Source organism: Streptomyces sp. NBC_01210, assembly GCF_036010325.1.
Lineage (GTDB): Bacteria > Actinomycetota > Actinomycetes > Streptomycetales > Streptomycetaceae > Streptomyces.
The window spans coordinates 368579-395354 of sequence record NZ_CP108549.1; the positions used below are offsets into that span (position 1 = coordinate 368579).

Annotated in this window: 26 protein-coding genes and 7 pseudogenes; 17 read left to right on the top strand and 16 right to left on the bottom strand. The window is 67.6% G+C overall.

Going from position 1 to position 26776, the window contains the following annotated elements; translation table 11 throughout:
* Nucleotides 1-9 precede the first annotated feature (9 nt).
* A complete protein-coding gene (locus OG735_RS01630; RefSeq protein WP_327321320.1) occupies nt 10-213 on the bottom strand; it encodes a polysaccharide lyase in 204 nt (67 codons plus the stop codon).
* A 15-nt stretch (nt 214-228) separates the two neighbouring features.
* Between OG735_RS01630 and OG735_RS01635 the strand changes: the two genes are divergently transcribed.
* Nucleotides 229-486, top strand: a complete 258-nt coding sequence (locus OG735_RS01635) for a hypothetical protein (protein WP_327321321.1) — start codon at nt 229-231, stop codon at nt 484-486.
* Between the two features lie 358 nt (nt 487-844).
* On the opposite strand, the pseudogene OG735_RS01640 reads toward OG735_RS01635, so the two are convergent.
* Nucleotides 845-1104 (bottom strand): annotated as a pseudogene (locus OG735_RS01640) (IS630 family transposase); the annotation flags it as partial.
* A 39-nt stretch (nt 1105-1143) separates the two neighbouring features.
* Between OG735_RS01640 and OG735_RS01645 the strand changes: the two are divergent.
* Nucleotides 1144-1533: pseudogene (locus tag OG735_RS01645) on the top strand (transposase); the annotation flags it as partial.
* 275 nt (nt 1534-1808) lie between these two features.
* On the opposite strand, the gene OG735_RS01650 reads toward OG735_RS01645, so the two are convergent.
* Both OG735_RS01650 and OG735_RS01655 read right to left on the bottom strand, forming a co-directional pair.
* Nucleotides 1809-2105, bottom strand: coding sequence for a hypothetical protein (locus tag OG735_RS01650; RefSeq protein ID WP_266475544.1), 297 nt, complete (start codon nt 2103-2105; stop codon nt 1809-1811).
* Between the two features lie 391 nt (nt 2106-2496).
* Nucleotides 2497-3702 (bottom strand): annotated as a pseudogene (locus OG735_RS01655) (IS701 family transposase).
* Here OG735_RS01655 and OG735_RS01660 point away from each other — a divergent pair.
* Nucleotides 3670-4497: pseudogene (locus tag OG735_RS01660) on the top strand (IS630 family transposase); the annotation flags it as partial. The pseudogenes OG735_RS01655 and OG735_RS01660 sit on opposite strands and share 33 nt — an antisense overlap.
* Nucleotides 4498-4529: 32 nt before the next feature.
* On the opposite strand, the gene OG735_RS01665 reads toward OG735_RS01660, so the two are convergent.
* From OG735_RS01665 to OG735_RS01675, 3 genes are read right to left on the bottom strand one after another with little or no spacing between them, the layout of a single operon-like run.
* Nucleotides 4530-5030, bottom strand: a complete 501-nt coding sequence (locus OG735_RS01665; RefSeq protein WP_327321322.1) for a GNAT family N-acetyltransferase — start codon at nt 5028-5030, stop codon at nt 4530-4532.
* Nucleotides 5031-5074: 44 nt separating this feature from the next.
* Complete coding sequence (locus tag OG735_RS01670) at nt 5075-5611, bottom strand: transposase (RefSeq protein WP_327321323.1); 537 nt, start codon at nt 5609-5611, stop codon at nt 5075-5077.
* A gap of 6 nt (nt 5612-5617) precedes the next feature.
* A complete protein-coding gene (locus OG735_RS01675) occupies nt 5618-5788 on the bottom strand; it encodes a hypothetical protein (RefSeq protein WP_327321324.1) in 171 nt (56 codons plus the stop codon).
* A 401-nt stretch (nt 5789-6189) separates the two neighbouring features.
* On the opposite strand from OG735_RS01675, the gene OG735_RS01680 reads away from it, so the two are divergent.
* From OG735_RS01680 to OG735_RS41780, 4 genes and pseudogenes are all read left to right on the top strand, one after another.
* Nucleotides 6190-6399, top strand: coding sequence for a hypothetical protein (locus OG735_RS01680; protein WP_327321325.1), 210 nt, complete (start codon nt 6190-6192; stop codon nt 6397-6399).
* A 636-nt stretch (nt 6400-7035) separates the two neighbouring features.
* Complete coding sequence (locus OG735_RS01685) at nt 7036-7470, top strand: hypothetical protein (RefSeq protein ID WP_327321326.1); 435 nt, start codon at nt 7036-7038, stop codon at nt 7468-7470.
* 538 nt (nt 7471-8008) lie between these two features.
* Entirely contained in the window at nt 8009-8518 is a 510-nt protein-coding gene (locus OG735_RS01690) for a DUF2690 domain-containing protein (RefSeq protein ID WP_327321327.1), read from the top strand.
* A 464-nt stretch (nt 8519-8982) separates the two neighbouring features.
* A pseudogene (locus OG735_RS41780) lies at nt 8983-9198 on the top strand (IS630 family transposase); the annotation flags it as partial.
* Nucleotides 9199-9340: 142 nt separating this feature from the next.
* On the opposite strand, the gene OG735_RS01695 reads toward OG735_RS41780, so the two are convergent.
* Nucleotides 9341-9622 carry a hypothetical protein gene (locus tag OG735_RS01695; RefSeq protein ID WP_327321328.1) on the bottom strand — a complete coding sequence of 94 codons (282 nt, stop codon included), beginning with the start codon at nt 9620-9622 and terminating at the stop codon, nt 9341-9343.
* A 58-nt stretch (nt 9623-9680) separates the two neighbouring features.
* Here OG735_RS01695 and OG735_RS01700 point away from each other — a divergent pair, with 58 nt between their 5' ends.
* Both OG735_RS01700 and OG735_RS01705 read left to right on the top strand, forming a co-directional pair.
* The gene (locus OG735_RS01700; RefSeq protein WP_327321329.1) at nt 9681-9809 is read left to right on the top strand and encodes a hypothetical protein; all 129 of its coding nucleotides are present in this window, start codon (nt 9681-9683) and stop codon (nt 9807-9809) included.
* Nucleotides 9810-9942: 133 nt separating this feature from the next.
* On the top strand, nt 9943-10785 hold the full coding sequence (locus tag OG735_RS01705; protein ID WP_327321330.1) for a nucleotidyltransferase domain-containing protein: 843 nt from the start codon (nt 9943-9945) through the stop codon (nt 10783-10785).
* A 107-nt stretch (nt 10786-10892) separates the two neighbouring features.
* On the opposite strand, the gene OG735_RS01710 is transcribed toward OG735_RS01705, so the two are convergent.
* Nucleotides 10893-11057, bottom strand: a complete 165-nt coding sequence (locus OG735_RS01710) for a recombinase (protein ID WP_327321331.1) — start codon at nt 11055-11057, stop codon at nt 10893-10895.
* A 336-nt stretch (nt 11058-11393) separates the two neighbouring features.
* On the opposite strand from OG735_RS01710, the gene OG735_RS01715 reads away from it, so the two are divergent.
* On the top strand, nt 11394-12095 hold the full coding sequence (locus OG735_RS01715) for a 2-phosphosulfolactate phosphatase (RefSeq protein WP_327328177.1): 702 nt from the start codon (nt 11394-11396) through the stop codon (nt 12093-12095).
* Between the two features lie 640 nt (nt 12096-12735).
* Nucleotides 12736-12987 carry a helix-turn-helix domain-containing protein gene (locus OG735_RS01720; RefSeq protein ID WP_327321332.1) on the top strand — a complete coding sequence of 84 codons (252 nt, stop codon included), beginning with the start codon at nt 12736-12738 and terminating at the stop codon, nt 12985-12987.
* Nucleotides 12988-13013: 26 nt separating this feature from the next.
* On the opposite strand, the gene OG735_RS01725 is transcribed toward OG735_RS01720, so the two are convergent.
* The 5 genes from OG735_RS01725 to OG735_RS01745 form a co-directional block, all read right to left on the bottom strand.
* The gene (locus OG735_RS01725) at nt 13014-13217 is read right to left on the bottom strand and encodes a hypothetical protein (RefSeq protein WP_327321333.1); all 204 of its coding nucleotides are present in this window, start codon (nt 13215-13217) and stop codon (nt 13014-13016) included.
* Entirely contained in the window at nt 13214-13573 is a 360-nt protein-coding gene (locus OG735_RS01730) for a hypothetical protein (RefSeq protein ID WP_327321334.1), read from the bottom strand. Before OG735_RS01730 ends, OG735_RS01725 begins: the two co-directional genes overlap by 4 nt.
* A gap of 702 nt (nt 13574-14275) precedes the next feature.
* Entirely contained in the window at nt 14276-14854 is a 579-nt protein-coding gene (locus tag OG735_RS01735; RefSeq protein WP_327321335.1) for a cupin domain-containing protein, read from the bottom strand.
* A gap of 75 nt (nt 14855-14929) precedes the next feature.
* Nucleotides 14930-15376, bottom strand: coding sequence for a DUF6069 family protein (locus OG735_RS01740; RefSeq protein ID WP_327321336.1), 447 nt, complete (start codon nt 15374-15376; stop codon nt 14930-14932).
* A 31-nt stretch (nt 15377-15407) separates the two neighbouring features.
* On the bottom strand, nt 15408-17003 hold the full coding sequence (locus OG735_RS01745) for a CocE/NonD family hydrolase (protein ID WP_327321337.1): 1596 nt from the start codon (nt 17001-17003) through the stop codon (nt 15408-15410).
* Between the two features lie 104 nt (nt 17004-17107).
* Here OG735_RS01745 and OG735_RS01750 point away from each other — a divergent pair, with 104 nt between their 5' ends.
* The 3 genes and pseudogenes from OG735_RS01750 (at nt 17108) to OG735_RS01760 (ending at nt 20605) form a co-directional block, all read left to right on the top strand.
* A complete protein-coding gene (locus tag OG735_RS01750) occupies nt 17108-17719 on the top strand; it encodes a TetR/AcrR family transcriptional regulator (protein WP_327321338.1) in 612 nt (203 codons plus the stop codon).
* A gap of 995 nt (nt 17720-18714) precedes the next feature.
* Nucleotides 18715-19226: pseudogene (locus tag OG735_RS01755) on the top strand (transposase); the annotation flags it as partial.
* Nucleotides 19227-19492: 266 nt separating this feature from the next.
* A complete protein-coding gene (locus tag OG735_RS01760) occupies nt 19493-20605 on the top strand; it encodes a hypothetical protein (protein ID WP_327321339.1) in 1113 nt (370 codons plus the stop codon).
* 305 nt (nt 20606-20910) lie between these two features.
* Here OG735_RS01760 and OG735_RS01765 read toward each other — a convergent pair whose 3' ends face one another.
* The gene (locus tag OG735_RS01765) at nt 20911-21042 is read right to left on the bottom strand and encodes a hypothetical protein (RefSeq protein ID WP_327321340.1); all 132 of its coding nucleotides are present in this window, start codon (nt 21040-21042) and stop codon (nt 20911-20913) included.
* Nucleotides 21043-21533: 491 nt separating this feature from the next.
* On the opposite strand from OG735_RS01765, the gene OG735_RS01770 reads away from it, so the two are divergent.
* Nucleotides 21534-24116, top strand: coding sequence for an NACHT domain-containing protein (locus OG735_RS01770; protein ID WP_327321341.1), 2583 nt, complete (start codon nt 21534-21536; stop codon nt 24114-24116).
* 681 nt (nt 24117-24797) lie between these two features.
* Here OG735_RS01770 and OG735_RS01775 read toward each other — a convergent pair.
* Nucleotides 24798-25115: pseudogene (locus OG735_RS01775) on the bottom strand (DEAD/DEAH box helicase); the annotation flags it as partial.
* Nucleotides 25116-25315: 200 nt separating this feature from the next.
* Here OG735_RS01775 and OG735_RS01780 point away from each other — a divergent pair.
* Nucleotides 25316-26392, top strand: coding sequence for an aminotransferase class V-fold PLP-dependent enzyme (locus OG735_RS01780; RefSeq protein WP_327321342.1), 1077 nt, complete (start codon nt 25316-25318; stop codon nt 26390-26392).
* On the top strand, nt 26392-26706 hold the full coding sequence (locus OG735_RS01785; protein ID WP_327321343.1) for a hypothetical protein: 315 nt from the start codon (nt 26392-26394) through the stop codon (nt 26704-26706). The genes OG735_RS01780 and OG735_RS01785 overlap by 1 nt, the downstream gene beginning before the upstream one ends.
* Nucleotides 26707-26776 lie beyond the last annotated feature (70 nt).

Sequence of the window (26776 nt, forward strand, 5' to 3'; positions counted from 1 at the left end):
CCTTCGCGGCTAGAGCTTCGTCGTGCTGACGTGGAAGTTCGAGGAGTACGCGTGCACTTCCTTCTTCGGACCCCAGCTCGTCTCGTGCCCGCCGAAGAGCGTCGAGAAGAAGACGCCCTTGAAAGGGATTCCGGAGATGCCGGGAGCGGACTTGCTCGACAGCACCTGCTTGCCGTCGTACCAGACGGTAATCTGACCCGTGGACCTGTTCACCGACTGGGTGACGCCATGACGCCGTCCGAGTGGGCTGAGTTGCGACATCTGCGCAAGCACGTCCGCGAGCTGGAGCTGGAGAGGGAAATCCTGCGCAAGGCGGCGCAGTATTTTGAGAACACCGGGCGCGAAGTCGGTATCAACGACTGGGGCGCTCTCGCCGCCGCCGTGTACCGGCACGCGTACGAGCTGCACGCCGGTGAACCCTTCTACGTCGAAACCCGCGTCGCGCCGCGGTCCTGCTGCAGATGTTCGTCGCCACCGCGCCGCTGACCGACTACAACGGTCTGGTCGGCAGCGCTCTGGCCATCCCCTACCTGCGCGAGTCCGGCGAGCCCGTCACCCCCCGGCGGCATGACCCAGCTGGTCACAGGCCTTCGAAACGACACCCTCACCCTGCGCGAGGTAGCCGCCCAGCTGCGCGCCTGGGCCAGCTGACCCGCCCCACGGCACTGGAGACGCAGCCGGGGCCACGGCCAGACCCCGGCGAGCGAGAGAACGGCCGGGTGCCGCAACCTCGTCGGCGGCCAATGGCTCCCCTGACTCCCCCGGCAGATTCAGCCGGAGCAGACAGCTGGTGCTGCCCGGCGGGCCGGCTTCGTGATGTGGGCGATCGTCGCGAGTTCCTTCGGCGCCTTCGGCGGTTCACGCCCCACAACGTGTCGTCGCCAACCCAGTAGCAGCCGTGGAAGTACCGGACCTCGTGGGTGCGGTGGTAGGTGGCCGGCACCCGGTCGGGACGCCCTGGTTCAGCCCAGCCCAGCCCGCGCCTGCGGTGGGCCGAATGCCGCGCGGGCCGTACTCGTCAAAGGCGAAGACCCGGTCCGGGAAGCGGTGCAGGACGTGCTCGATGCGGTCGAGTTTGGCGTCGCGCTCGGGCTCCGGGGATTCGACAGCGGCTGCAGCAGATCGTGCGCCGGGGCAGCGCGTGGCCAGGCGGGTGACGTGCCCGCTTTCGAGCACGTCATGGCTGGGCTGCGTGTTCCGAGGGAGGTCGGCCGCCCGCGCACTCGCCCGGTGAAGGTGCTGGCTGACCGCGCCTACTCGTCCCGGGCCATCCGCGAGCACCTGCGAAGCCGCGGGATCAGGGCTGTGATCCCACAACCCGCCGACCAGATCGCCAACCGCAAGCTCAAAGGCCGCCGCGGCGGCCGCCCTCCTGGCCGCGGCCGCGAGGCATACAAGCAGCGCAACACCGTCGAACGATGCATCAACCGCCTGAAGAACTGGCGCGGCCTGGCCACCCGCTACGAGAAGACCGCCACCATCTTCAAAGCCGGCCTCCACATCGCGGGCATCTTCATCTGGTCAGCGAGATGATCCGGGGGAATCGGCTTCGGGCCTTTCCGCAGAATCGGCGCGCCGGGCGCTTTAAACGCAGGGGCCGGGCGGCCGAGGGCTCGAGGTGGAGCTGCTCGATCGCCTCGATCACGAACCAGGCGAGGTGGTCCTCGGGCAGCCAGTCGCGCAGGTCAGGGGGCTACAGGGGTGCAGCAGCGCTTGGTCTCGATCGCATGTGAGGATGTTCTGTGGCATGCCCCGATGGTCCAAAACGGCCTGGACAGCAAAGGTTTGTGCGACAGCCTCCTCGAGAATCAGGTGCCAGAGTTGTCGACGAACCCCACGATATCGAGATATTCGATTTTGGGCGGGACGCCATAAATCCCCGTCACCTTGTCGACGAGCTCCTCTGTGAAGAAGGCGCGGCCTTTCTCCTCGTCATCCCACACGTAGAAGTTCCTTGCCTGAACGCCGTCTTCGTCGAGCATGAAGCTCTTGAAGCGAAGGCCGGCCATGCCTTCGAACGGTCCTCGGAGTTCGCCGGCAATCTTTGCGATAGTTGAACGATCGAACTTGTCGGTCTGCGCGAAAGTCACGAGCACGCCGATCATCGGGCCTCCTATCGATCGAGTGATGATAGCGGCGGATCCTAGTACACGCGGCCGGAAATTCTGGTCGTCAGGCCGCGAGTCGGAGGTACGGCTCGCGGTCGGCGATGCGGGCCAGGAGCGCGTCGAGCTTTGCGTGCGTGAACGCCTGCTCGAACGGGCGGGCGATTTGGCGGTGCAAGGACACCTGTCTTCCCCCGCGCCCCGGCGGCCGGGCAATAGCCCTGCCTCCCGAGGGTTTGCTGATCCGGAAGAAGCGGCCTAGTAGTGCTTCGTTGGGTCGGGGGCTGTCTTCTTCTGCTGGGTGTGGTGGGCAGGGGGCGTCCGCAGGTGGTGCAGGTTCCGGCCCAGCACCGCAGGAGGTCCTGGATGGCGTCGAGGACGTGGTAGAGAGTCAGGCCGGTGTATGGGCTTTGGGGTGGAGCCGGTGGAGGGTGAGGAAGGCCTGGGCGGCGGTGACCAGGGTGACGTGGTGGTGCCAGCCCCGCCAAGTGCGGCCTTCGAAGTGGTCCAGGCCCAGGCCGTGCTTGAGTTCGCGGTAGTCGTGCTCGATGCGCCACCGCATCTTCGCCCACCGCACCAGATCCTCGATCGGTGTGGCGGCGGGCAGGTTGGAGGTCCAGTAGCCGGTCGGGGCAGTCTCATCGGAGGGCCACTCCACCAGCACCGTCCGGACCGGCAGGACTCCGTCCCACTCGTAGTGACCGCCGCCTGCTTCCTGGGCGGCCCGCAGAGCCTGCTTGCCCGCCGGCCGCACCCTCAGCAGGGCAAAACGTGACGTCATCGGGCCCTTGCTGCCTTCACGCCAGGTGACCTCGGCATAGCGGGAGACCGGTAGTTCGGCCGCAAGGCGGGGCAGAGACCGTGGCGAGCTGCGATAGCGCGGCAGCGTCGGCGGCCCGAGCCCGCCATAAGCCGGTTGGTGCGGCTCGGCTGCCTCCGGGTGGGCGACCTCCTTGCCCGTCAGCGCCACCACATAGGACAAGCCCCGCTCCTCCAGGGCGAGGCGGAACGGCGTGCTCGCTCCGTACCCTGCGTCGGCCACCACCACCCGAGCGGTCAGCTGCCAGTCGGCGAGCGTGTCCAGCAGGCCAAGCGCCAGACGCCACTTTTCCTGGTGTCCGACCCCCGGCCGGGACCCCGGCTGCCCGGCAGCGGGCCGGGTTGTCGGTCCATTCCCGGGGCAGATTCAGCTGCCAGTTCAGGGGGCAGGAAGCGGTGTCGGTGGCCGCGTGGACGCTCACCGCGACCTGGCAGTTGGCCGCTTGCCCACCGCTCCGCAGTACTGGCGGGCCACCCCCACCGACCGGGTGCCGCACTTGGGGAACGACACATCGTCGACCACCCACACCTCAGGCGTGATCAACCCGGCCAGGCGTTCAGCGATCCGCCGCCGCACCGGCAACGGGTCCCACGGCGACTGGTTCACAAACTGCTGCAGGGCCTGCATGTTCCCGTCCGGCAGCCGCTCGGCCATCGGCTGGATCGACTTGCGCCGCCCATCCAGCATCAGGCCCCGCAGATAACACCCGCCCCACCGACGCTGATCCCGCCGCGGGAGCGAGGCGAAGCCACCACCCGCCCGCGCAAGCTCGGGCAGCCCTTCACCCGCTGGTCGCTGCGCAAACTCGCCGCCTACCTGCGCAAAGTCCACGGCCGGGTGATCCGCATCGGCCGCGAAGCCCTGCGCTGCCTGCTCGCCCGCCGCGGCGTGACCTTCCAGCGCACCAAGACGTGGAAGGAGTCCACCGACCCCGACCGCGACGCCAAGCTGGACCGGATCGAGCACGTCATCGAGCACTTCCCCGACCGGGTCTTCGCGTTCGACGAGTTCGGCCCGCTGGGTATCCGCCCTACCGCGGGCAACTGCTGGGCCGAGAAAAGCCGGCCCGACCGGTTGCCGGCGACCTACCGCCGCACCCACGGTGTCACCTACTTCCACGGCTGCTACTCCATCGGCGACGACAGCCTGTGGGGCGTCAACCGCCGCCGCAAAGGCGCCGCGAACACCCTGGCGGCCCTGAAGTCGATCCGAGCCGCCCGTCCCGACGGCGACCCGATCTACGTGATCCTGGACAACCTCTCCGCCCACAAGGGCGCCAAGATCCGCCGCTGGGCGAAGAAGAACAAGGTCGAGCTGTGCTTCACCCCGACCAACGCCTCCTGGGCCAACCCGATCGAGGCCCACTTCGGGACGTTGCGGCAGTTCACGCTCGCCAACTCCGACCACCCCAACCACATGGTTCAGACCCGCGAACTGCACCGCTACCTGCGCTGGCGCAACGCCAACGCGCGCCACCCGGCTGTGCTGGCCGCCCAACGCCGCGAACGTGCCCGCGTCCGCAGCGAGAAGGGCGTCCGCTGGGGTGGCAGGCCCTTGGCCGAGGCTGCATGACCCTCTGCATCACTGCTGGGAAACAACCTTGATCATGGTGTCGGAGCCGGCCCCGATTCCACAGTCGTGAAACCTTCCTCGACATACAGACGGCGTGCCCGATTCGCCCGCTCTACACTCAGACAGATCCGGGTGACGCCGCTTCCGGCCGCTCGCCGGGCCATCTCGGTCAGCAAGGCGTGCCCCACTCCCTTGCCCCGCCACGCTGGGACGACTCCCAGCGACAGTTCCGGGATGTCCGCTGCCACGAAGCCGTAGCCGGGATCGTCAGTGCCGAACAGGCGCAGCCACACCGCGCCGATCGGTTGTCCACCCGGGTCGACCGCAACCACTCCGAGATCACCCGGCTGGGGCCACCCCTCGACATAGTGCGCTGTCCGACGGTCCCCGAGAACCTGATCACGGCTGGCCACCTCCCGAGCAGGGTCCCAGTTCACAGCAGCCACCAGCATGTCCACGAGGAACTCCGCATCGTCACTGGTGGCTGCGCGCAACGAAAAACCAATGTCGCGCCCATACCGCAGATACTCCATGACCAGCCGCCAGGAGGCACATCCCACCCGGCGAACCGTCCCGGTCACAGCACTAGGTAGGGCTTGTAGGGGTCCAGCTGGCTGGGCCGTGGTTGTCGCCGGCTTCCGAGCAACTGCTCTGGGTATTCCGTGCGGGCGCATCGGCGGACCGTGTTGGCGCCCATGTGTAATTCTCGGGCGATCTCCCGGATGCCGTGTCCTTGGTCGAGGAGGGCGTGGACGATGGCGTGACGTTCACGGATGCGGGTTTCGATCGGAGACATCTCCTTCGCCGACGGCGGTTCGGAGGAGAAAGGAATATCCGGCCGGTCACCGGGACCAGAACCCGGTCGTCGCAGGCATTCGTTGTGCCGACGCACGCATTGTTCGATCGCGGTGCCGAGGTTTTGCCACAGGTGAAAGCGGTCAGCAACCTGGACCGCCTGTGGGGCTCCGAGGCGAGCGCCTTCAGCGTAGGAACCCGCGCGATCTCGGCAGATCACCTCGACGCCTGGGTGTTCACGGAGCCATGCGGCCAGGGTCCCGGCGTCCCGTCCCGGCAGCAAGCCGAGCGGTTTGCGGGTCTCGCAGTCGATGAGCACGGTCCCCTAGCGCTGCCCGCGGCGGGTGGCGAAATCGTCGACCCCGAGCACCTTGGGCACCGCCCAAGAAGGATCAGGGAGCGCCATCACCGGCCGCAGCAGCCTCATCCGACTGACCGCGCTGTGCAGCACCATGACCAGCCGGGCTCCCGCCCGGCCGGCGAGCGGGACGGCCACGGCCTCCAGGACCTGGCGCGAAGCAGGTGTCCTCTGCCGTACCGGAACGTCAGCCCCCCGACCTGCTCGGCGAACGTACGACGCCCACACATGGCGTCTCGCAGTACAACCGCCGCACCGTCAGTTCGGTCAGCACCGGTTGGTTGTCGGCCGGGGTACCGGCTAGCCGACGCTCGTAGCAGCTGTGCACACGATTCGACGGAAGCTCACAGTCCGGGCACGAAGTAGTGCCATCGAGGGTTCTCGCCACGATGTGCACGACACCGCACTCCGTGAACACCCGCTCCACTAGAACCGCTTTGAAGTGCGAAAACAGCACCGCTATGAGGTCATCACACCGCACCGGTCCCAGATGACGTGACGTCACCGTGGCAGAACCCCGGTGATCGTCCTCACGGAATGTGTGCCAGAAAGCTCGACTCACCTATACAGCCACCGTCCACCTCGTCCGCGACCATGAGGTCCGCTCCGGCTCGTCGGCGGGGCTGCTGCACATCACGCTGTACGACGCGGCGGACGAAGAGCGGGCCCGCGAGCTCGCGGCCGCGATGCACGCCGCCCTGTACCGCGACCTGGAGCCGCTGGCCCGCGCTGTGCCCGCCGTGTCCTGAGCGGTAGGGCTCCTGGAGTGTCACCCGGTTTTTTCCAACTCCCGCGCCTCGAGCCTTGTGTAGGGCTATCGCGCGAACTGGCAGGGAGCGCGCGCAGGGACTGTCTGGCACGTAAGGCATGTTCTCCGAGCCCCCGGTAGCCGGCTGACTCGGACGGGCGGTGAACGACGACCCACAGTTGCCGCGGGACTCCGCCGCCGCCTGGAGCTGGTGCAGCGCGACCTCACCGACCTGGCACTCCACGCCACCGCCATCCACGTCATCGCCACCCGCTGGGGGCCCTGCGCGCAACCGACTTCAGCCGCGCCTGCCGCGCCACCTACGGCATGTCGCCCAAGGACCACCGGCACCAGACCCTCCACAGCACAATGAACTCATTGCCAACGCAGGTGTGCACTCAGCGCTAACGACGCACCGACCACATTTCGGCACGATGGAGAGACGTTCGCCAATCGACCTGGAGGCCACCCCGGAAGAGCCATGCATCGAACAAGAGACCCGGTGCAGCACGCGGCGTCGCAAGGACGCGTCTGCGTCTCCACCGACCGCAAGAGCATCTGCTCGCGGTACTACAACGTCACCACCTGATACGGGGGACAACCAGCTGTGGCATCCATCCTCGCACGTACTGCCGCTGTGGCAGGCGCCGCAATCATCACCGCCGCCATCTTCACCTCACCGGCCTCCGCCGACTCCACCACGCCGCTTGCCCCGAAGGCTGCGGCCGGGCTTCCCAACGTCACCTTCGGGTCCCGCGCCGATCAGCTCGGCGACGGCACCATCTGGGCCAAGGACCGCTACGGAAACGTCGTCGCCGAAGCCCACTGGCAGGCCGACCCCGGCGGCACCCAGTACCCCAAGGGCGACACCCTCTACGTCTCCGACTTCATGGCCGACGGCCTCGACCCGCGCGGCGAGGCGTCCGTAGGCATCAAGATCAGCCCCAGCGGATCAGGCGACCGCGTCCAGCAGACCAAGAACGTCGCCGAGGGCACCAAACTCCACATCAACCTGTGCATGTCCAACTCCTCGGGCACCCTGTGCTCGCCCGGCCTGGCGGTGAAAGCCTGATGCTTGGCGCGCACCTCGCACGCGCCGCATACGGCTTTCGTGGGCGGTGACGTCCGTGAGGACGTCAAGCACGAGCTGAGCGTGTGTTGTCTCGGCAACGGCTACGACATCTGCTCGCTGCCGGTGAGGGTGTATTCCTGACCGGCCCGAAGGTGGCACGAACGAGGGGGCCGTACCCGTTGGGGTGCGGCTCTCTTGTGCTGTGTGGCCCCACACCCGCGCGTTAGCTCTAAAACTGACGGACGCGTCCTGCGGTGACGAAATGCTGTGGCTCTCACCGGGTGGAACGTCCGCCTCTGGTGCGCCGGCGTGTCCGCCGTGGGGGGGGCCGGTTTGGGAGCGTGCTGTCTGACGCGCGATCGTCGGCCGCGGGCGGTGGATGAACTCAGTGGCCGCCGCCAGGGCCCGGCGGGCCTCGTCGCTCGTCGTGGTGGGCCGTTCCGCTCCTGGCCCTTGTCGGCGGGCCGGACGCTAGTCGGGGATCCGGACTTGCTGAAACTGGGTAGGTCCTGGGCCGAGGAAGCGCAAAGGAGACCTGATGAAGCCGAAATCCCTGTTCGTCCTGCTAGCCGTCTTAACCCTGCTGTCGTTTGTCGCCCCAGCCCAGGCAGCCGAGGCCGCGGACCCGTACAACGGCCAGTCGCCCTACAAAGTGATCAACGGCCGCTCCTGCAACTCCGATGGATCCATCCACGACACCGAGGAGATCGTCCGGGGTGACAGCGTCTACGGCACCATCCAGTTTCGCTGGAATCTGCGATGCAACACGGCGTGGGCGTTCGTGAACTTCGGCACCAAGCTCAGTGCCGGCGAGTCAGGGAACGCGCTGATTCGCCGCGCCGGACCCAACGGCAGCCACGCACTCGCCTTCAGCTGCGACACCGCCGGCGGTAACAAGCATGTCCAGGCCGCTCAGACCACCTGCTACACGCCGATGATGAGCCGCAAGTACTCGATGTGGGTGGAAGGATACCTCTACCACAAGAACAGCGCCGGAGCGTGGGTCACTCACGCCTTCGGCACGACGCGATGGGTCCCCGGCTCCTGAGCACTAAGAAGCTGTCCATCGAACGGAAGTCTCGATCGGGTGATCGCAGCTTGCGCTGGGCAGGAGGACAGGGCCTCTTGGTGGCTGGGTAGCGTCAACCAACTCAAGCAGCCTATTGTCTGTTGCCTGTTGTCGCAGTTGCACGCCGCCGGGACCCCGGAGTCCAGCTCGGCCACCCGTGCTTGTGGCTGCCCGCGATCCCGACCGGGCTGGCTTCACCATCGCTTTGGAGGCCGCGCGCGACACGGTCGTCAGTTCCATCGGCCCGGCCCCAGCCGGTTGAACTCCGGGACCTCAACCGCGTACAACCGCGCCAAGCAGGGCCTCCTGGCGCTCGGTGAGACGTCAACACCTTCCGAATCGCCACAGGGCCCTGCCCTCATGCATGAACCACTCCAAGATCATCCGATCAGGATCCTTGTTCGATCCCCAAGCTCGATGATCGGTATGAATACGGCTTCTCATACGCACCCGACCTGAACCCCGTCGAGGCCGTCCGGTCACTCGTGCGCAGAGCCATGGCCAACACCGGCTTTGACACATCCGACGACCTCGACTGCAAACTCCGCCGCGAGTTACGCAGGATCCAGCTCCGACCCCACCTGACCGACGGCTGCCTCACCGCCACCGGCCTGGCTATCAACCCACCGACCCCACCGAAAACCCCAGTGGAGCGTTGATGCCCCTGAGCCTGACTCTGGCGCCGTGCTGCGTCGAGCGCCCGGTGATCTTCACAGGGGGGCGCTTTGCGTCCGGGTCCGACACGCGACGGCGATCGGCCCCAGAACAAGCCCCAGCCCAGGTTGACATCTCCTGTCGCGGCTACAAGAACACACCCACATGGAAGCTACGGTCTGCTAGTAGCCCTGCCGAGTCGAACGTCTGAACGTACAGGCAATCAGTGGTCGAAACCCGACCCTGCACGGTGATCTCACCCGGCGCTGACGAGCCGTTGGCGTCGGGAAGGCCGATGGTTGCGAGATAGGTGCCGTTGGTGATCGGCACATTGAAGCAGACCTGATAGGTGCCGGTGTTGGGACTCACGCGGGTCACCATTGTCGCCCCGAAGCTCTGCCCTGCAATCAGGGTGCCGTCGGCTGCCACGACAGCTCGCACGATTGCTGCGTTGGCTCCGGTCGCTCCGGTCGCTCCGGTAGGACCCGTGGCACCTGTCGCCCCCGTAGGACCCACGGTCGGACGTCCGGCATGGCTCCACGGCCCGGACGAGGACGACGACACCCACGGCGAGCATCAGCCGTACGAGCTCCGCGCGGAGTCGGTCCGGCCGTGAGCACCCCGAACCCACACCCGCGTCCGCTCACCCCGGCCGAACTACCGGACGGTGACACTTAGTTCCTTGTCTGCACTTCACTCTGCGGAGTGACCCAGAGGGCTGAGGACGCTGAGAAATCCGGTCGCAGAAGATGATCTGGTTCTGCAAACTCTGGGCTGTGGATCGCTTGGTGGAGATCGCAGATCGGTTGACCGAGGTCGGCGGCATCGTAGGGGTGTGTCTGGGCGGCAGCCGAGCGAGAGGAACGCATCGTCCTGACTCTGATTTCGACCTGGGCTTGTACTACCGGCCGCCGCTGGACACTGCTGCCTTGCGTACCCTCGCGTCCGAGCTGACCGGCGAGCCGGTGGAAGTGACGGAGCCAGGCGGCTGGGGACCGTGGGTGGACGGCGGGGCTTGGCTGACCATTGACGGCCGCCGCATCGACTGGATCTACCGCGATCTGGACCGGGTGCAAAAGATCTGGCAACAGTGCCAGGCGGGCCGCTTCGAGGTGGGCATTCAAACTGGCCACCCGCTGGGGATGTACTCCCACGCGTATGCCGGCGAGGTGGCCCTTGGGCGCATTCTCGCTGACCCCAGTGGTGAGCTGCAGGCCCTACAGCAGGAAACTCGCCGTTATCCGAAGCCGCTGCGCGAAGCACTGGTCGCCAATGCGCAATGGGAGGCCCCTTTCACCCTGGCCTGCGCCCGCAAGGGAGCGGCCCGCGGCGACGCCTTCTACGTCGCCGGCTGCCTCTTCCGCGCGGTCGGGCTTCTCGCGCAGGCCCTGCATGCTCACGCCGGTTGCTGGGTGCTGAACGAGAAGGGAGCAATTCAGGCTGCGGGAGAACTTCCGACCGCTCCCACGGATTTCGCCGCGCGGGCAAACGAGTTGTTTGCCGTGCTCGGCAGGACCCCGGACGTACTCTCCACCACGCTCGATGCCGCTGACGAGCTGGCCGCCGAGGTATGCAGACAGCTCGCATCCTGACGCAGCCCTGGTGACGTAGTCGACCCGCCTGGCCGCCGTCGAAAACGGCCGGCGCGCGCAGTATCCGCAGCATCTCTGTACTGCACTCGATCGAGGTTCGTTGCGGGTCACTGGGTCTCCTCGGGGCGGGGACCGGGGATGCCGAGGTCGGTGACGGTCCTCTTGATGAAGCGTGTGGCTTCGGCTTGCTTGGCTCGGAGGAAAACCAGGGCGGATTCGATTCCTTCGACCTCTCCGAGCCACTGCTCCCACTGCGCGCGTTTGCGTCGCATGAGGAGATGTCCGGCAAGGCGAGCGGCGAGAGCATGACCGGGATGAGCATCGTGGTGGCGTCGGCGCCGGTTGTAACGCTGGGTGGTGCTGGGGTCTTTTTGGTTGACCGCGTCCTGGACGTCCTGCAGCGGTCCCCCGGCGTCGAGGGAGTCGGTGATGAAGCTGCGCCTTGTGTCCGCAGAGGCTGTGTGTCGGGTGACCCCGTGTGGCGAGGCGTGTAGCTGCGGACCACTTTCGCGACGCAGGCAGCTGGATGTGTTGCATTCCGATACCGTCGCTGTGATGTGGATCACTCTCCAGGTGCTTCGGATCAGGCATGAGCGATCATGATCGGAATGGACACTCGTTTCCTTGGCATCGCTGAGCTGGTCGAAGCCCCGTCCGTGGCGGTCGTAGTCGACGTTATGCGTGCTTTCACCGTGGCTGCCTGGGCCTTTGCCCAGGGGACGGAAAAGATCGTTCTTGCTGAGTCGCTGGACGAAGCCCTGGCGCTCAAGGCTTCCCACCCGGATTGGGTGGCGCTCAAGGACGGTCCGCCCGCGCCCGGGTTCGACATGGTCAACTCGCCGGGCCTGCTGCGGTCTGTTGACCTTGGCGGACGGACCGTTGTGCAGAAGACCACGGCAGGGACGGTCGGCGCCCTCGCGGTCAAGGAGGCGTCGCTGGTGCTGTGCGCCAGCTTCGTGGTGGCGGAGGCAACGGCTCGGCTCTTGCGGACGCGCAAGAGTGACAGTGTCACGTTCGTGGTCACTGGCGACGATGGGCAGGCCGATGAAGATCTGGCGTGTGCTCAATACATCGCTCGGAGGGCCACGGAGGCTGGGACGGATGCTGCTGAGTTCGTCCGCCGCGCTGCCGAGTCGCGCGCCGCCGCTGAGTTGGCCGAGGGTGTGCGTCAAGGAGTCCATTCTGATGACGTTGCACTCTGTCTTGAGGTCGACCGGTTCCCCTTTGCCATGGTGGCGACCTTGGAAGGTTCGCTCATGGTCCTCCGTCCGTGCGCCATGCTTTCGCTGACCGACGATGCCCCGATCTGATCGCTGGTGAGGTCGAACTCGCACCATGCGAGAGCCAGCACCCAGTCGGGTATGCGGCATCAGCTGCATGTCCCGATGACTGGTTCGGGTGGCGGCAGGCGGCTGACCTGGGTTGCGCCAGCGGCGGCTTCGACAGGCCGTAACCCTCGAGCACGTCGACGCCGAAACGTTTCTCGAAGCCGTGCAGCACCTCGACCGGAAGCGACGCGCCGCCACAGACGGCCAGGCGCAGGCGGGCGGCGTGCCACCCGAGCGGACGCCACGGGCCTGCAGCAGCGCGGCGGTCCGTGCACTCAGGTCGTCCAGTTGGGAGTAGGTCAGCGCGGTGGTCTCGTGCCGTACTGCGATCCGGTCACCGTGGGCCGACGCGGAGCCCGTCAGCAGGGTGGCGAGATCGGTCATGGTGGTTCCCTCGATTTCGGGTTGGACGGAGGTGTGTTCAGCGGGCGGCCGACGTCGATCGGGCGCGCTCCTGCGGCGCCGCGACCACCTCCCTCGGGGACGACCCCGCCGCAGCCTGCCCCCGGCGGGTCCGGGTGCCGCTGACCGCGGGGCCCTGGCCATACGCTGCAGCAGGATCCCGGAGGGCCGTGCGGACCTCCAGGAGGCAGTCAGTGCCGCCCATGCGTGCAATGCCGGTGTGGTCGCGGAAGGCGCGCTGCGGGAACTGGGCGCCCTCGGCGACCGGACCCGTACCCGGATCCTTGGCGGTGTGGACGCGCTCACTCCGACCGGACGCTGGGTCGCCGAAGTCACTGCGGGTGGAATGAACAACCGGGAGACCGCCCAGCATCTCTTCGTCGGCCTGCGGACCGTGGAGATCCATCTCACCCATGTCTACGGCAAGCTGGACATCAAGGGCCGTCAGGGACTGGCGGAGGCACTGCGCTGAACGACCTCGTCCTTCGAGCGATGCGATCACGGGCGAGTGGTGAGCAAGTGGATGATCGCCCACGGGGCCGCGAGGACGACGGTCGCGGCGACAAATGCCGGACCACCGCCGACGGTGCAGAGGGCCCAGATGATGACTCCGGTCACGGCCGTCAGAACTCCGGCGAAGACCAGGAGAAGGCCGCGAACCAGCTTTCCTGCCGACGAGTTGGGCGTGCCGCTGGTGTTCACTCGCAGGTGCCGAGTGGGGTGCGGTGGAGAACGGCCGGGTCCCAGGAGTCGGATTCCCCGTCGTCGAGGGGCGATTGGCACTCGCCCGAGTGCTCGGCAGCCGGAGTCGTCTCGGCGAACATATCGCGCTGGACGGAGACGTAGAGGCTGCACAGGCTGAGCAACAGGGCGCAGGAGAGAACGACGATGACCACACTGTTGCCGTGCCGGTCGGCACGAACGGGCAACGCGGGCGGCCAAAGTGCCTGTGTCAGCGCCGATCCCGTCGCGGTGCCCGGCGCGTCGGCGGGTACCGGCGAGGCGTTGTGCCTCACCGGCGGGTGCTCTGCGGCTGCGGGTTGTGGGGTGTGCGGCATGGTGCTCTTCTCGTCGTGCCTGGGTGGCGGGCTTGTAGGGCTGCCCGTCTCCGCAGGGCTCTCCCCGAGGTTTGGGCGCCTGCCCGGCTCGATCCCATCAGCGGGCGATCGGCCAGGGCCAGGGTTACGGACCGTAAGACCCAGATCTTTCGGGCGATGGTCCGGGTCTTTCGGTGGAGCCACTCGGCAGCAAATGCCCTGCGGCAACGCCGTCGGCAGGTCCGGGTGCCGTACTGCGATCCGGTCACCGTGGGCCGACGCGGAGCCCGTCAGCAGGGTGGCGAGATTGGTCATGGTGGTTCCCTCGATTTCGGGTTGGACGGAGGTGTGTTCAGCGGGCGGCCGACGTCGATCGGGCGCGCTCCTGCGGCGCCGCGGCCACCTCCCTCGGGGACGACCCCGCCGCAGCCTGCCCCCGGCGGGTCCGGGTGCCGCTGACCGCGGCGTGCGCAGGAAATACCGCGCTCCTGTTGCACGACGGGACGGCACGTACAACGAAGCGCTCGACGCCGTCTCGAGGTCGAGGAACTGGACGTGCACAGGAGGGCACCACGAGCTCCTCGGACGGCCTGAGCCAGGCTTGAGGATCTGAGCAGTGACGTGATCACCAATGCGGGAATCGGCACGCCGAGCGGAGCGGCGGGCCGTCCCGCGGTGGATTCGGGACGGCGGGTGGGGGGCGGACGCGGTGGAGGCGGATGGTCAGCGAGGTGGTCCGATGATGCGGGTGCCGCGCAGGGCAGCGGCTTCGGCGAGCTTGGCTTTGGTGATCTCGAACCCGTCAGGGCGGGGGGTGGTGACGTCGCGTCCGGCGTGCCGGAACATCTCCTCTATGCCCGCGGGGGTGACGATGAGGAGGAGGTCTGCGCGGTCGGACGTGATGCGGTAGCCATGGGGGATGTTGCGGGGCAGGTAGACGACGCCGCCCTCGGACAGTTCGTGGCGTTCGTCTCCGACCCACACGAGTGCCTCGCCCTTGAGGAGAAGGAACACCTCGTCCTCGCGGGTGTGGAGGTGGAAGGGTGGGGCCTCGCCCTTGTGGATGTCGAACCGTCCGACACTGAGCTGTCCTTCGGTGGCCTGGCTGTCGAGCAGGATCGTGAACAGCCCCCCGTCGAGCCATTCAAGGGTCTGTTGCTTGTCGGGCTGGGCGAGGTAGGCCATGGTCATGGCGGTCTCCAGGGTGGGTGCGGCGGCTCTCGTCGGGCAAGTCAGGCGGGGAGGGAGGCCGGCGTCGGCGTCGACCTGGACGCAGGGGCCCAGTTGAAGGGCGGAAAGCATGGGGTGGACGGTGCAGACGCCGTCAGTCACACCGGTGATGGCACCACGAGCTGTTCGGACAGCCGGAGCCGGGCGTCAGGATCGGCGCGGTGACGTGATCACGAATGCGGGTATCACTACCGCGCCGACGATCAGGTGCATCAGGGCCAGCAGGAGCTGGTCGGACGTTGTGACGCCGGCCCCGTTGTAGGGAAGACCGCCGACGAGCACCAGACCCGTGAGCGCCGCCCAAATGACGGTGGCCCGCCGAGGGACGAATCGTTCCAGCAGCTCCAGGAGTCCCCAGCCGAGCAGCGCCGGGACGACGGAGGAGGCGATCACCACGCTGATCAGGATGGACTGGGCCGGTCTGCCGAACACAGCGGGAGTCCTGAGGTCGTACCCGGCGACGTCGGTGAGGACGAGCACGTACGCGAGGTTCGCGAGGAGAGCAATGCCGATGGCGGCCGCTCGCAGTACCCGGGCGTTGGTTTCGGTGAGGCGGCGGGCGGACGGTCTCGGTGCGGACGATGTGGTGGCCACGATGGGTGCTCCGTTGGAAGAGGTCGGGGAGTCAGCGGATGACGGGCAGGATGAGGTGGGAGGGGTGGTCGGCGTCGTGATGGATGAGGTCGCGGCCCACCTGGTGGCCGTAGTAGTGGTGGAACAGGCCGTCGGCGACAGGGGAGTCGCCGTTGGCGATCTCCAGGCGGATGCGGCTGCCCTTGGGAAAGAGGTAGGAGGTCGGCCAGACCTCGATCTCGTAGCGGACGACGCTCCCCGGCTCGATCGGCTGGGGCGGATGGGTGCGGTGGGAGGCCTTCAGCCAGCCGCGGGTGACCATCGCGGAGGGCAGCGGCACGTTCTTGGCGACCTTGCGCATGAGGGCCTCCTTGAGCTTCGGAACGGCCTTCTGCTCGGAGACCTTGACGTGGAAGTCGGTGTCGGTCTGGTCGGACTCGGCGTACAGCACCAGGGTGATCTTCCCGGTGACCTCGGTGTCGTGTTCCAGCGGCGGGGTGGTGAAGGTGAGGATGCCGCGGGTGGGCTGTGGGATGCCGTCGGTGATGACGGTGGTGCCCACCGTCCACTCGGGGTTGGGGTAGTCGTAGGCGGTCGGCTCGCCGGGCGACTGGGTGGGCGGGGTGGTGGTGAGGCTGCCGTCGTTGAGTGAGCGCACGGCGTGTGCGGGTTCGGGGTGCAGGTAGAACGTGGTCGGCACGGCGCGCTGGGGTGGCCATTCGGATTCCGCCCGCGGCCGGCTCCCGGTGTTGCCGACCTGGATACGGACCGGCGGGCCGTCCATGACACCGTTGCCGATTCCCTTGAGCCAGTGGTCGTACCAGGGGCGGATGTAGGTGTCGAGGAACTCGGTTTGGTAGTAGCGCTCGTGGCTGTCGATGCCGGCGAGCACGACGAGGCGCTTGTCGGTGCCCTTGAGCCGTTCGTAGCCGTCGAGCTGACCGCGCAGGTGCAGGCCGACGCCGTACCACCAGGCGATGTTGAGCACCGGGATGTCGATGTCCTCCACCTTCACCGCTCGCTGGTCCCACCAGTCGTCGACGACGGGCCGGTCCAGGGTCATGCCGATGATGTCGGCGGTGACGCCGCCGGGCCGGGGCGGGGTGCCGCCGCCGATGGTGGCGCTAGCACGTAGGTTGTCGGTCGACCAGAAGTTGAGGAACCCCATGGAGTAGACCCCGCCGTGGTAGACCGCGTCGTGGTAGAGGTTCGTGAACCCGCTGTAGATCAGCGCGCAGGTCAGGTGCGGCGGGCGCTGCGCGGCGGCCAGCCACTGGTTCACGCTGTAGGCGCTCTCCCCGATCATCGACACCTTCCCGGTCGACCAGGGCCGGGAGGCGATCCACTCGATGGTGTCGTAGAAGTCACGCTGCTCGGCGAGTCCGAACAGCTCGAACTCCCCTCCGGACCTGCCGGTGCCGCGCTGGTCGCCGACCACGACCGCGTAGCCGTGGCCGGTCCAGTAGTCGAGCGGGCCGGTCTCGATGTACCGGAACACTGACACCGCAGGCAGGTACAGCAGGTCCTTCTGGTAGGGCGCTACTGCGTACAACCCCGGAAACGGGCCATCCCCGTCGGGCAGGTACACATCTACGCAGATCCGGACGCCGTCGGACGCCGTGATCCATTCGTCCTTGACCGTGCGCATGATCAACTCCTAATTTCCTCGCATGTAGAAACTAATTTCACCGTATGCTGAAACTGTCGCGGACGGAAGTCCCTTCTCTGACCTGTTACGGAAGGTGATGCGGTGTGACTGGGCGAGGTCCCCGAGGAGAGCGCGGAGAGCAGGCGGACAAGATCATCGCCGCCGCCCGCAGATCCTTCGCCACCCGTGGCTACGCCGCGACCTCACTGCGGTCGGTCGCCCAGGACGCCGGCGTCGACCCCGGCCTGGTGAACTACTACTTCCGCACCAAGACCGGGCTGCTGGAAGCGGTCATGCAACCCCCCGAGGCGTTCGGCGCAGCCGTGGCCGCCGCCGCCAAACAGCCCATACACCAGCGCGGACGCGCGTTCGTGCAGGCCAGCCTGCGCCTGTGGGAAGACCCCGCCTCCGCCGAGATCCTGCGTTGCATCATCCTCACCGCCGCCCAGGAACCCGCCGCCATGCACCGCCTGCGGCAGTTGTTCTCCGAACTCGTCCTGGCCGTCGTCTCCCACAGCCTGCCCGAGACCGAACGCACCCTGCGCGCCAGCCTCATCGCCACCCAGATCGTCGGCATGGTCATGAACCGCTACATCTGGCAGGTCGGCGACATCGCCACCCTCCCCGCCGACACCGTCACCAACCTCCTTGCCCCCACCATCCAGCACTACCTCGCCGACACCCTGCCCACGAAGCTCGGCGACGGCTGGAGCTGAGCTGACCGGGCCCGTCCGCTGAACGGCTAGGACGAAAACCCCCGCTCATAGTCGCCTTCCTGCAGACCGGCAGCTCTCGGCGCGGTCCGGGTCCTTTATGGAATGAGTAGTGCGCCTGATGAGCTGTCGGTGGAGTGCGGCGTGAAGCTCACTCCTGGGTTGAAGATGGCGGTGGTGAGCGGCGGCGAGGCGTCACGGTGACGGCGACGTGGAACGTCTCGAGGAGCGATACGCCGGAAACAAGTGCGGCGAACACATCGCCGCCCCCTTCCACGCCGTTGACTGGTGACGGGCAGTCACCGAGCTGACGCGAATATGGGCGGGCTGGCCGTGCTGGAGGCGGATGACCCATTGTGGTCGGCGTTCGTGACTGTGCTGGCCTCAGGCGGTCAGGTCGCCGGCGGCTGGGCCTTCGCCCTTTGCGGGGAGCCTGATCGTCCGGTTCTCCTCACGCGCGCCCACGTTGTCAACCTCGCCCTCCCCAACCGCCTCGAGGCCTGGAGTTCCCGGCGGCGCCGGTGGACCACGCCTTCGGCAGCACGTCGGCTGCCGAGATGGATTTCGGCGAAGGCATGGAAGAACTCCTGGTGGCCGAGGTAGAAGCCCTCGTAGTCCAGGGGCAGGACAGCGGCGCACGCACCGGCTGGCCTCATCCCTCCTGGGGCGAGACGTCACCCAGGACGTCGTCGTCGCTCACTCGGACCTCCGGCGTGCAGTACTCATCGCAGTTCCTCTTCACTGACGGCGGCACGGCAACGAGCCCGCACCGGGAGCCAGTTGGCTCTGAACACCCCCATCCTGTCCGAGCCAGCACGCCAACCGCCCGACAGCGAGCGTGGATGCTCGCTTGAGTGCCAGGACACCGGCTTGACGGCCGGGCGCCCTACCGGTGTTCCTTTACCTTCTCTTTTCGGCGTCACCTCATGGAAGAGAGTCCTGAGTGAGAGACCGAACGGCTGGCAGCCAGCAGCAGGGACGACGGGCGAGGACCCGGCGAGCTCGGCCGGTGCCCTTACCCCGTCACCCTCATCGTCGACTCCCAGTCAGTGAAAGCCGCCGACACGGTCGGCAAGGCCAGCCGAGGGTACGACGCCGGGAAGAAAATCAACGACTGCAAGCGACATATCGCCGTCGACACCAAGGGTATGCCGGTGGTGGTAATGGTGACTCCCGCGGACATGACCGACCGGGACGCCGCCCGCGAAATGCTCTGGCGCCTGCGCCTCACGCGTCCCCAGCTCACCCCAAGTGTGGGCCGACTCCGCATGCGCCGGCCAGCTCGTCGACTGGGCCGGCGATTCCTCCACATCACCCTCAAGACCGTCTCCCGGCCCGAGGCGCCGAGGGGTTCGTCGTTCTGCCGCGCCGCTGGAAGGTGGAACGAACGCTTGGCTGGATCATGCACGCCCGCCGAAACGTCAGGGACTACGAACGCCTTACGCACCACAGTGAAGCCCATCCGACCTGGTCACTCATCGCTCTGATGACCCGGCGCCCGACCCGAACCGCGGCAGCCCAGAAGGCTGCCGGGCGGCGGTGAGACACCGGCGAACGCTTCGCCACCGTCTCGAGTGGACGGCCCGTACGCCCCTCCACAGATGGAGGAGTGAACAGCACGCCGCAGCACGGAAACGATGCGTAACGCATAAATTGCGCCTAAGACCCCAAAATATTCGAGGCGCATCGGTGAGCCGATTCGGATTGGTGCGCCCCGTCCACCCTCAGAAGGGCGAGTGCATGTCGAGATTCAGGGCTCTTGCCGGGGCGGCGGTGATGGTCGCAGCTGTCATCGGCGTTCCGGCCACCGCTCACGCCGACGACGCCGACCACGGCGATCGGGTCCGCTGCAGCGAGCAGGCCCTCAAGGACGCGATCAAGAAAGCGAATGACGCCGGTGGCGGCACGCTGAGCCTCGCCCGTCGCTGCACCTACACCATCACGACGCCGGACAACGAGGGCAACGCTCTACCGGTGATCACCAGCAAGATCACTGTCTACGGCAACGGAAGCACCATCAGGCGCAGCTCCACGACAGCATTCCGCATCTTCCAGGTCGGCGCCCCCGATGAGATCGGCTTTCCCCGACAAGGAGACCTGACCCTCCACGACGTCACCATCCGCAATGGCCGCTCAGTAACAAGCAGTGCGGATAACCCGGGTAACGGCGGCGGCATTAGCGTGTTCGGCAGCAAGCTCACGCTCGACGGATGCAAGGTTGTCGACAACAGTACCGACGGCTTCGGCGGAGGCATCAATCACTATTCCTTGTTCAGCAAACAGGAGGACTCTTCGCTCACCATCCGGAACAGTGTCATCAGGGGCAACCACGCGCACGATGGTGGCGGAGTGTGGCACGTGGACGGCATCGCGACGTACTCGCACAGCACCATCAGCGGCAACAGTGCCGATGGCCAGGGCGGCGGCCTCGTCGTGGGCGGCCCCAGCGTGGTCGTCAACGACACCAAAATCACCAGGAATCACGCCGGTGTTGTGGCAGGCGGCTTGCTCATCACCGTAGCCGAGAACGAGGGCGCCTTCACCAGCGTGGACCTCAACGACACGACCGTCGGCGACAACACGGCAGCCGTCTCGGCCGGCGGCATCTACCAGACCGGTGGCAGTGCAGCGAGGCTCAACCGGAGCCGTGTCCACGGCAATACCACCACCGGCGCCAACGGCGTAGCCGGCGGCATCTTTGTCGAACCGTTCAACCTCATGACACTCCGGGACAGTTCGGTCGACAACAACTCCTCCCAGCGGGCTCCCGGCGGGATCTACAACGGGGGGGACGACCGCGTGGACACGGTGATCCTGATCTCCAGCCGTGTAGTACACAACCGCCCCACCAACTGCAGCCCCACACCGCTACACGGGTGCGTCAACTGATCCGGCCCGACCCTTCCCTGACCTGCCACCGGCTCTGATCGGCAACCTCCGCCGATTCTGCAGGTGATGGTCCTTCGTGAACGCTCGCGAAGGACCATCACCGCCTACTACCCCCCGTCCGCACAGGCGCCCGGCATGCGGAGGCTGCCAGTTCCCGGGGGCGCCCGCCACAGCCCCTCCAGTGAAATCCGGCAGAATCGGTCCTCGAACGCCTTGATCTCCTTGCCCACCAGGCGATCGGCCTTCCCCGGGCCGGCGGTTCCATGTCGTCGTTGCGGCAGCGGGCCACCGCGGCCATCAGACGCTCACGCCTGGCCCGCTTCGTCAGCACCTGGTACGTATGCTGCGGCGTGTCTGCCATGTCCCTCGAAGACCTGCCGTACGAAGTCCAGCGGCACCCGGGCATGGAACAGATCCGATATGGAGTTCACGAACACCGTCCGCGGGCTCTTCCACCCGTACCGAACCGAAACCGGTCACATCCTGTCGCCGGATTCCACGTCGCCTCGGTCCACTCAATTGCGCTTCGATCACTCATCAGCTATCTCCCCGCCGTCCAACCGCTCCCACCAGACGCGGGACGGCATGCTCAACGAACCAAAACGGGCGTTGACACCACGCCATCCAACCACCCCAACACCGCCTGCCCATCGGCTATCTCCGATCTGCGGACATCGCCGGGGAGACCGCCGGCGGGCCGCTCACGCGTCGGAGTCAGGCTGTCCCCCCAAGGCCTCACGAAGACGGCCAATCTGTCACTCGTACGTGGGGCGGAGCCGCTGTTCCCGCAAGCCTCCCCTTCCTGCCGCTGGAAAATCCGGCCATGGGGACTGGCAGGCGGACACTGCGGGTTGGTGTGCTCTATCTCGTGTTGGCAGTTGGCGGCATGGCTGGGGCCGTGTGCACTGCCGTCCGTTTCGATCTGCGGGTGGCAGAGACGGTAGCGGCTCTGCTTCCGTCCGTAGGCGGCCTGTACCTGTCCTGGGCAACCTTCCGGGCCGATCGGCGGGAGGCCGCCGACGGGTACGACGTGGCCCAGATCGCCGATCGGCTGGCAGTGGCCGTGCGGAGCCAGTGGGAGTCGGAGGCCCGGGTGCGGCGGCTGAACGACCCCTATCCGCTCCCGGTCTCCTGGCAGGCAGCCGATCCGCGATTCGGCGAATCGTGGTCCCTCCTGCGGCAGATGGCCGGGGACTGGCCGTCCGGCAGGTCGGCTCCTTCCTCCGGCTGGGCCACTGGGCCTGCTGGACTGGCCGGGACAGGCGGGGAGATCACCGAGGTGTTCCTGGAACGGGTGCCGACACGCCGCCTTGTGGTCCTCGGTGAACCGGGAAGCGGGAAGACGATGCTGCTGATCCGCTTGTTGTTGGCCTTGGCCGCCGAGCGCACAGAGGGAAGCCCGGTTCCGGTGCTGTTCCCGCTGGCCTCGTGGAATCCTGCGGAGCAGACGCTGGAATTCTGGATGGCGGAACGGCTCGCGCGTGACTACAGCGGTCTTGGCGCCCCAGAGGTGGGGCATGCGGAACACCCTGGGCAGGTCAGCCATGCCCGAGCATTACTGGAGGGCCAACTGATCCTGCCGGTCCTGGACGGGTTCGACGAGATTCCGGAACCGTTCCGCGCCATGGCGCTGGATGCGATCAACGCCGCCCTGCCGCTCGGCCAGCCGCTGGTGCTGTCCAGCCGCGTGACGGAGTACGGGGACACGCAGGCCCCGGCCCGCGGCGTACCGGTCAGGCTTTGCGGTGCCGCCGCCGTGGAGCTGCGCCCCTTGGATGCGCCGGACATCGCCGACTATCTGAAACGGGATGCCGGGGGCCGGCACACAGCGGCGGCTGCCCGCTGGGATCCGGTGATTCACCTGCTCGGCACCGATGCCCCCGTGGCACGCGCACTGACCACACCACTGATGCTCTTTCTGGCCAGGACGGTGTACAACCCCCGGCCGGGGGAACAAGCCACTGTCCTCCCCACGCCTGCGGACCTGTGCGATCCGACCCGCTTCCCTGACACCGCAGCTGTCCGGGCCCATCTCTTCGACGCGTACGTGCCCGCCGCCTACCGGCCACATCCGCGGTATCCGTGTCGCTGGTCTCCCCAGCAGGCCGAGCACACCCTGCAGTATCTGGCGCGACACCTGCAACACACCCTGGGCGGCACTGCCGACCTGGCCTGGTGGCAGGTGCGCCGTGCGCTGCCGCCCCGTATCGCCCAGGTGGTGACAGGAGTTGTCCTCGGTGTCGTGGCGTGGACCGCCGCGAGCGTGGTGGGCAGGCTCACGGCGCTGCTCGCCGGCCTCGATTCCGGGTGGCAGACGGGCCCGCCCGCAGCCGTCGTCGCGGGCCTGGCCGGAGGGATCGCAGGCGGCATCGGCTGCGGCCTCGTCGCAGGGGTGACCGGGGGCATCGCCGAGGGCATGCCCCACGCGCTCAGTACTGGGCAGCCAGGATGGCTACCGACCACGTTGGCCTATGGACTCGCCTACGGCTTCGCCGGCGGAATCGTCGGTGCCCTGTCGAGCAGACTCGCGGTTCGGCAGCCCGGAACACCCTCGGGGCACCCGCGCTGCCGGCTCTGGGACTGGCGCATGTGCGCCCTCGGCTTCACCGCCGGGGCCGTCCTCTGGTTCGCGTTCCGCCACAGCTACGGCCCGACGGCCGCGGCCGTCGGCGCGCTCGTCAACGGGGCGGTCTACGCACTGGCCGGCGGAGCCATCGGTGCTCGGGCAAGCAGCCTGGCCGCACGCCGCCCGAACGCTATCCCGACCGTGCGCACGCTGTGGGCCTGGAACTGGCGGGGCTTTTCGGTGGGTCTCGCCAGCGGCTCCACCATCGGCGTCACCCACTGGGGGGTACTCAGGATCCAGTCGCTCCTCACCGGCACTCCCTCCTACACCTTCACGACCATGCTCGCTTTCTCATGCGCGTTCGGGCTTGCTGTCGGAATTGCCCACGGCCTCGCCGGCAAACCGGCTGATCTCGCCACCTCCATCGGACCGGCCGCCCTCCTGAAGCAGGACCGAAGGATCTTCCGCAGGCTGTGGACTGTCGTCGGCCTCGCGGTCGGCGCTGCGTTCCTTCTGTGCTACAGCGTCGAATACGCCGTACAGGGCGGGTTTTCCTACGGTCTGGGCCAGGGGACCACGGGCGGACAGGCGATGCCGATGAGCCCGCCCCACATCATCGACCGCGGTCTCGCCTACGGACTCACCGTCGGCCTCGCGACGGCGCTCGGCCACAACGCCTGGTGGTACTACACCCTTGCCCGCTACCACCTGGCGGCGCGTCGACACGTCCCCCGGGACCTGACCGCCTTCCTCACCGACGCCCATGAACGACGCGGCGTATTGCGCCAGGTAGGAACAGTCCACCAATTCCGTCACATCGACCTGCAGCACCATCTCGCCGGCCCATGGCCGCCTCACGAGCCCGGAGCGTCGCACCCGCCGCTGCTCTGGCCAATGTGCCGGTACACCGATCGGGCATCGCGACCAAGGGGGATTCATTCATAACGCCGACCCTGAGATCTGCGTGGCGTGCGGCCACTCGGCAACAGGGGAAGACGTACTGACCACTGTCGATGGCGGTACGCGGATCCATCTGCGGCACACCCCAGACCCGCGCTCCGGTTTCTACGTTGCGCCCGTCGGCCCCGGCCCCAAGACGGGCGACGGGTTCGACGCTCCGCGCCCGGAAGCGGTCTATGCGCATGCGCCGGACCTGCTGCGCGAAGCGGCCGAGGTGATGCGCATCGGTACCGAGCTGTCGGTGCGGGCCGCTGCCATCGCCAGCACCATGGAGCACCCCGTGGGCGAGATCGTGGACGCCTTCACCGACGGGATCGACGTGGACCGCGCACGCGCGTACTTGTTGCGCCGTGCGGCCCTCGCGGACCGCCATGCGATCGAGTGGCCCGCCGAGGAGCCGATCCTCCGCGACGCGGTGGACACCTCCCAGGACCTGATCCGCTTAGACCGCCGGCACCGCGAGTTCGCACCACCGGGGCCGCCGGACCCGGCTCCCCCGAGTGGGACCCCTCCGCACGCCCGTACGTCCGCGCCTGCTACGCGGCAGGGGGGTGGCCCTGATGCTCTTCGGATTCGTCAGGCGCCGGCGGGAGCAGCGGGCCTCCGAAGCATCTGCGCACCGCTGCCGACATCGCCCTCCGCACCGCTCGCAATACCGCGGCGGTTCAACCAGTTCACCCAGACGCAGTCCGGGGGTACGTGGCGGTCTGCGTCCAGGTCGTAGAGCTCCGCGTCGATTGATGACTTCGGGAGTTCTTCGGCGTCTTTCAATGCTTTGTCGGACGCCTCGGTGTGGTTCAGCTCGGCGGCTGTCTCGGGCAGTTTCTCCGCGAATGCAGCGGCTTCCTCCACTCGCTGGTGGAACGTCATGACCGTCTTGAGGTTGTGCCGGGCGGTGTGCTCGAGGAGCGCGGCCTGCAGGAGTGCGAGGCGCCGGCCCCGCAGCGCCTCCTCCGACAGCCCCAGGACCGGCGAGGGATTGCGCGAACTGCCGCCGTCGGTACGCCGCGAGAAGTCGTCTGGCGGGTCTGCGCCGGTGCATCGCGCGAGGGTCATCTGGGATGTCGTGCTGATCGTGTGATGCCTCTTGGCATCCGTGATGCGGGGAACGGGAACGGGACAGCATGAGCGCGCTCGACGCCGCAATACACGAATGCCCGGTTTGGCGATGGAGAATGTGGGCCATGAACTGCCACGAAATCGATACCGGAATTTTGCGTGCTGCGGAATTCCCTTACCTGGATGCCACCGGACAGGCTTATTTGGACCATGCTGGATCGGGGCTACCGCCGCTGTCGCTGGTTCAGGGGCATCGTGATCGACTGGCAGGCGCGGCGTTCGGCAACCCGCATTCATTGTCCCCGGCATCGGCGGAATCGACCCGGCTGATGGAGGAGGCCCGCGCAGCGGTGCTGCGGTTCTTCCGTGCCGATCCCGGCGAATACGCGGTCGTCTTCACGGCGAACGCCACAGCTGCCCTGCGACTGGTCGGGGAGGCATTCCCGTTCGGCGACACCTCCGTGCTCCTACTGACCGGCGACAACCACAATTCCGTTCTGGGGATTCGCCGGTACGCCGTCCGCACAGGTGCGCGGGTGCGGGTGATCCCTCCGCAGGGCGAGGAGCTACGCACTGGCCCAGGGGCCGTTACGCGCGCACTCAACGCGGGCGGGGACACCCGAGCGCCGTCGTTGTTCGCCTGGCCGGCGCAGTCCAACGCGACCGGCACCCGGCACCCCCTGGAGTGGGTGGAACAGGCTCGTCGGCACGGCTGGCGGGTGTTGCTGGACGCGGCGTCGTTCGTACCCACGTCCCGACTGGACCTCAGTATGGTGCGGCCCGACTACGTGGCCGTGTCCTGGTACAAGGTGTGCGGCTACCCACCGGGGGTCGGCTGCCTGGTGGCCCGGCACGAGGCGCTGGAAATCCTGCGGCGTCCGTGGTTCGCCGGCGGCACGGTTCTGGCGTCGTCCTCGCACACCGACTGGCAGTTGTACGCCCCCGGCCCCGAGCGCTTCGAGGACGGGACGCTGCCGTTCCTGTGCGTGCCGGATGTCACAGCGGCGCTGGACTGGCACCGTCAGGTCGGCTATCCGCGCATCGAGGCGCACACGGCCGGTCTGACGTCCCGGCTGCTGGACGGCCTGCAATCGCTGCGCCACAGCGGGGGCGAGCCCGCAGTACGCGTCCACGGCGCCGCCGGGACGGTGCTGCGCGGACCGACGGTCGCCTTCAATCTGCTGGACCGCGGGGCGGATTGATGGACGAGCGGACGCTCGGTGTGGCCGCGGCGAGAGCGGGAGTGAGCGTGCGTACCGGATGCTTCTGCAATCCGGGGGTAGGCGAGGCGATCAACGCTTTGTCGCCGACCGTGGTCCGCAGTGCGCTCCGCCGCGGCCATCCGGCCGGGGTCGATGACTATGTGAAGCTGCTGGGCGTGCGGGCCCTAGGCGCGGTGCGCGCGTCGGTCGGTGCGGCCAACAACGCCGGTGACATCGACCGGCTGCTCCAGGTGGCGGCGGAGACCGCGGCGACCCGTTCGCCCTCTGCGGCGGGGCGCCGCAACCACTGCTGACCCAGGCGGATCCCGCCGGGCCGCCGATCGGCCGACGCCGCTCCCCGCCGACCTGGACGATGAGTCCGGT

What these genes read in the sequence shown, in the direction of transcription:
- OG735_RS01635 (WP_327321321.1), top strand. Translation starts at nt 229, where the DNA reads ATGACGCCGTCCGAGTGGGCTGAGTTGCGACATCTGCGCAAGCACGTC.
- OG735_RS01650 (WP_266475544.1), bottom strand. Translation starts at nt 2,105, where the DNA reads ATGATCGGCGTGCTCGTGACTTTCGCGCAGACCGACAAGTTCGATCGT.
- OG735_RS01665 (WP_327321322.1), bottom strand. Translation starts at nt 5,030, where the DNA reads ATGGAGTATCTGCGGTATGGGCGCGACATTGGTTTTTCGTTGCGCGCA.
- OG735_RS01690 (WP_327321327.1), top strand. Translation starts at nt 8,009, where the DNA reads ATGAAGCCGAAATCCCTGTTCGTCCTGCTAGCCGTCTTAACCCTGCTG.
- OG735_RS01705 (WP_327321330.1), top strand. Translation starts at nt 9,943, where the DNA reads ATGATCTGGTTCTGCAAACTCTGGGCTGTGGATCGCTTGGTGGAGATC.
- OG735_RS01710 (WP_327321331.1), bottom strand. Translation starts at nt 11,057, where the DNA reads ATGCGACGCAAACGCGCGCAGTGGGAGCAGTGGCTCGGAGAGGTCGAA.
- OG735_RS01715 (WP_327328177.1), top strand. Translation starts at nt 11,394, where the DNA reads ATGGACACTCGTTTCCTTGGCATCGCTGAGCTGGTCGAAGCCCCGTCC.
- OG735_RS01730 (WP_327321334.1), bottom strand. Translation starts at nt 13,573, where the DNA reads ATGCCGCACACCCCACAACCCGCAGCCGCAGAGCACCCGCCGGTGAGG.
- OG735_RS01735 (WP_327321335.1), bottom strand. Translation starts at nt 14,854, where the DNA reads ATGCTTTCCGCCCTTCAACTGGGCCCCTGCGTCCAGGTCGACGCCGAC.
- OG735_RS01745 (WP_327321337.1), bottom strand. Translation starts at nt 17,003, where the DNA reads ATGCGCACGGTCAAGGACGAATGGATCACGGCGTCCGACGGCGTCCGG.
- OG735_RS01760 (WP_327321339.1), top strand. Translation starts at nt 19,493, where the DNA reads ATGGTCGCAGCTGTCATCGGCGTTCCGGCCACCGCTCACGCCGACGAC.
- OG735_RS01780 (WP_327321342.1), top strand. Translation starts at nt 25,316, where the DNA reads ATGAACTGCCACGAAATCGATACCGGAATTTTGCGTGCTGCGGAATTC.
- OG735_RS01785 (WP_327321343.1), top strand. Translation starts at nt 26,392, where the DNA reads ATGGACGAGCGGACGCTCGGTGTGGCCGCGGCGAGAGCGGGAGTGAGC.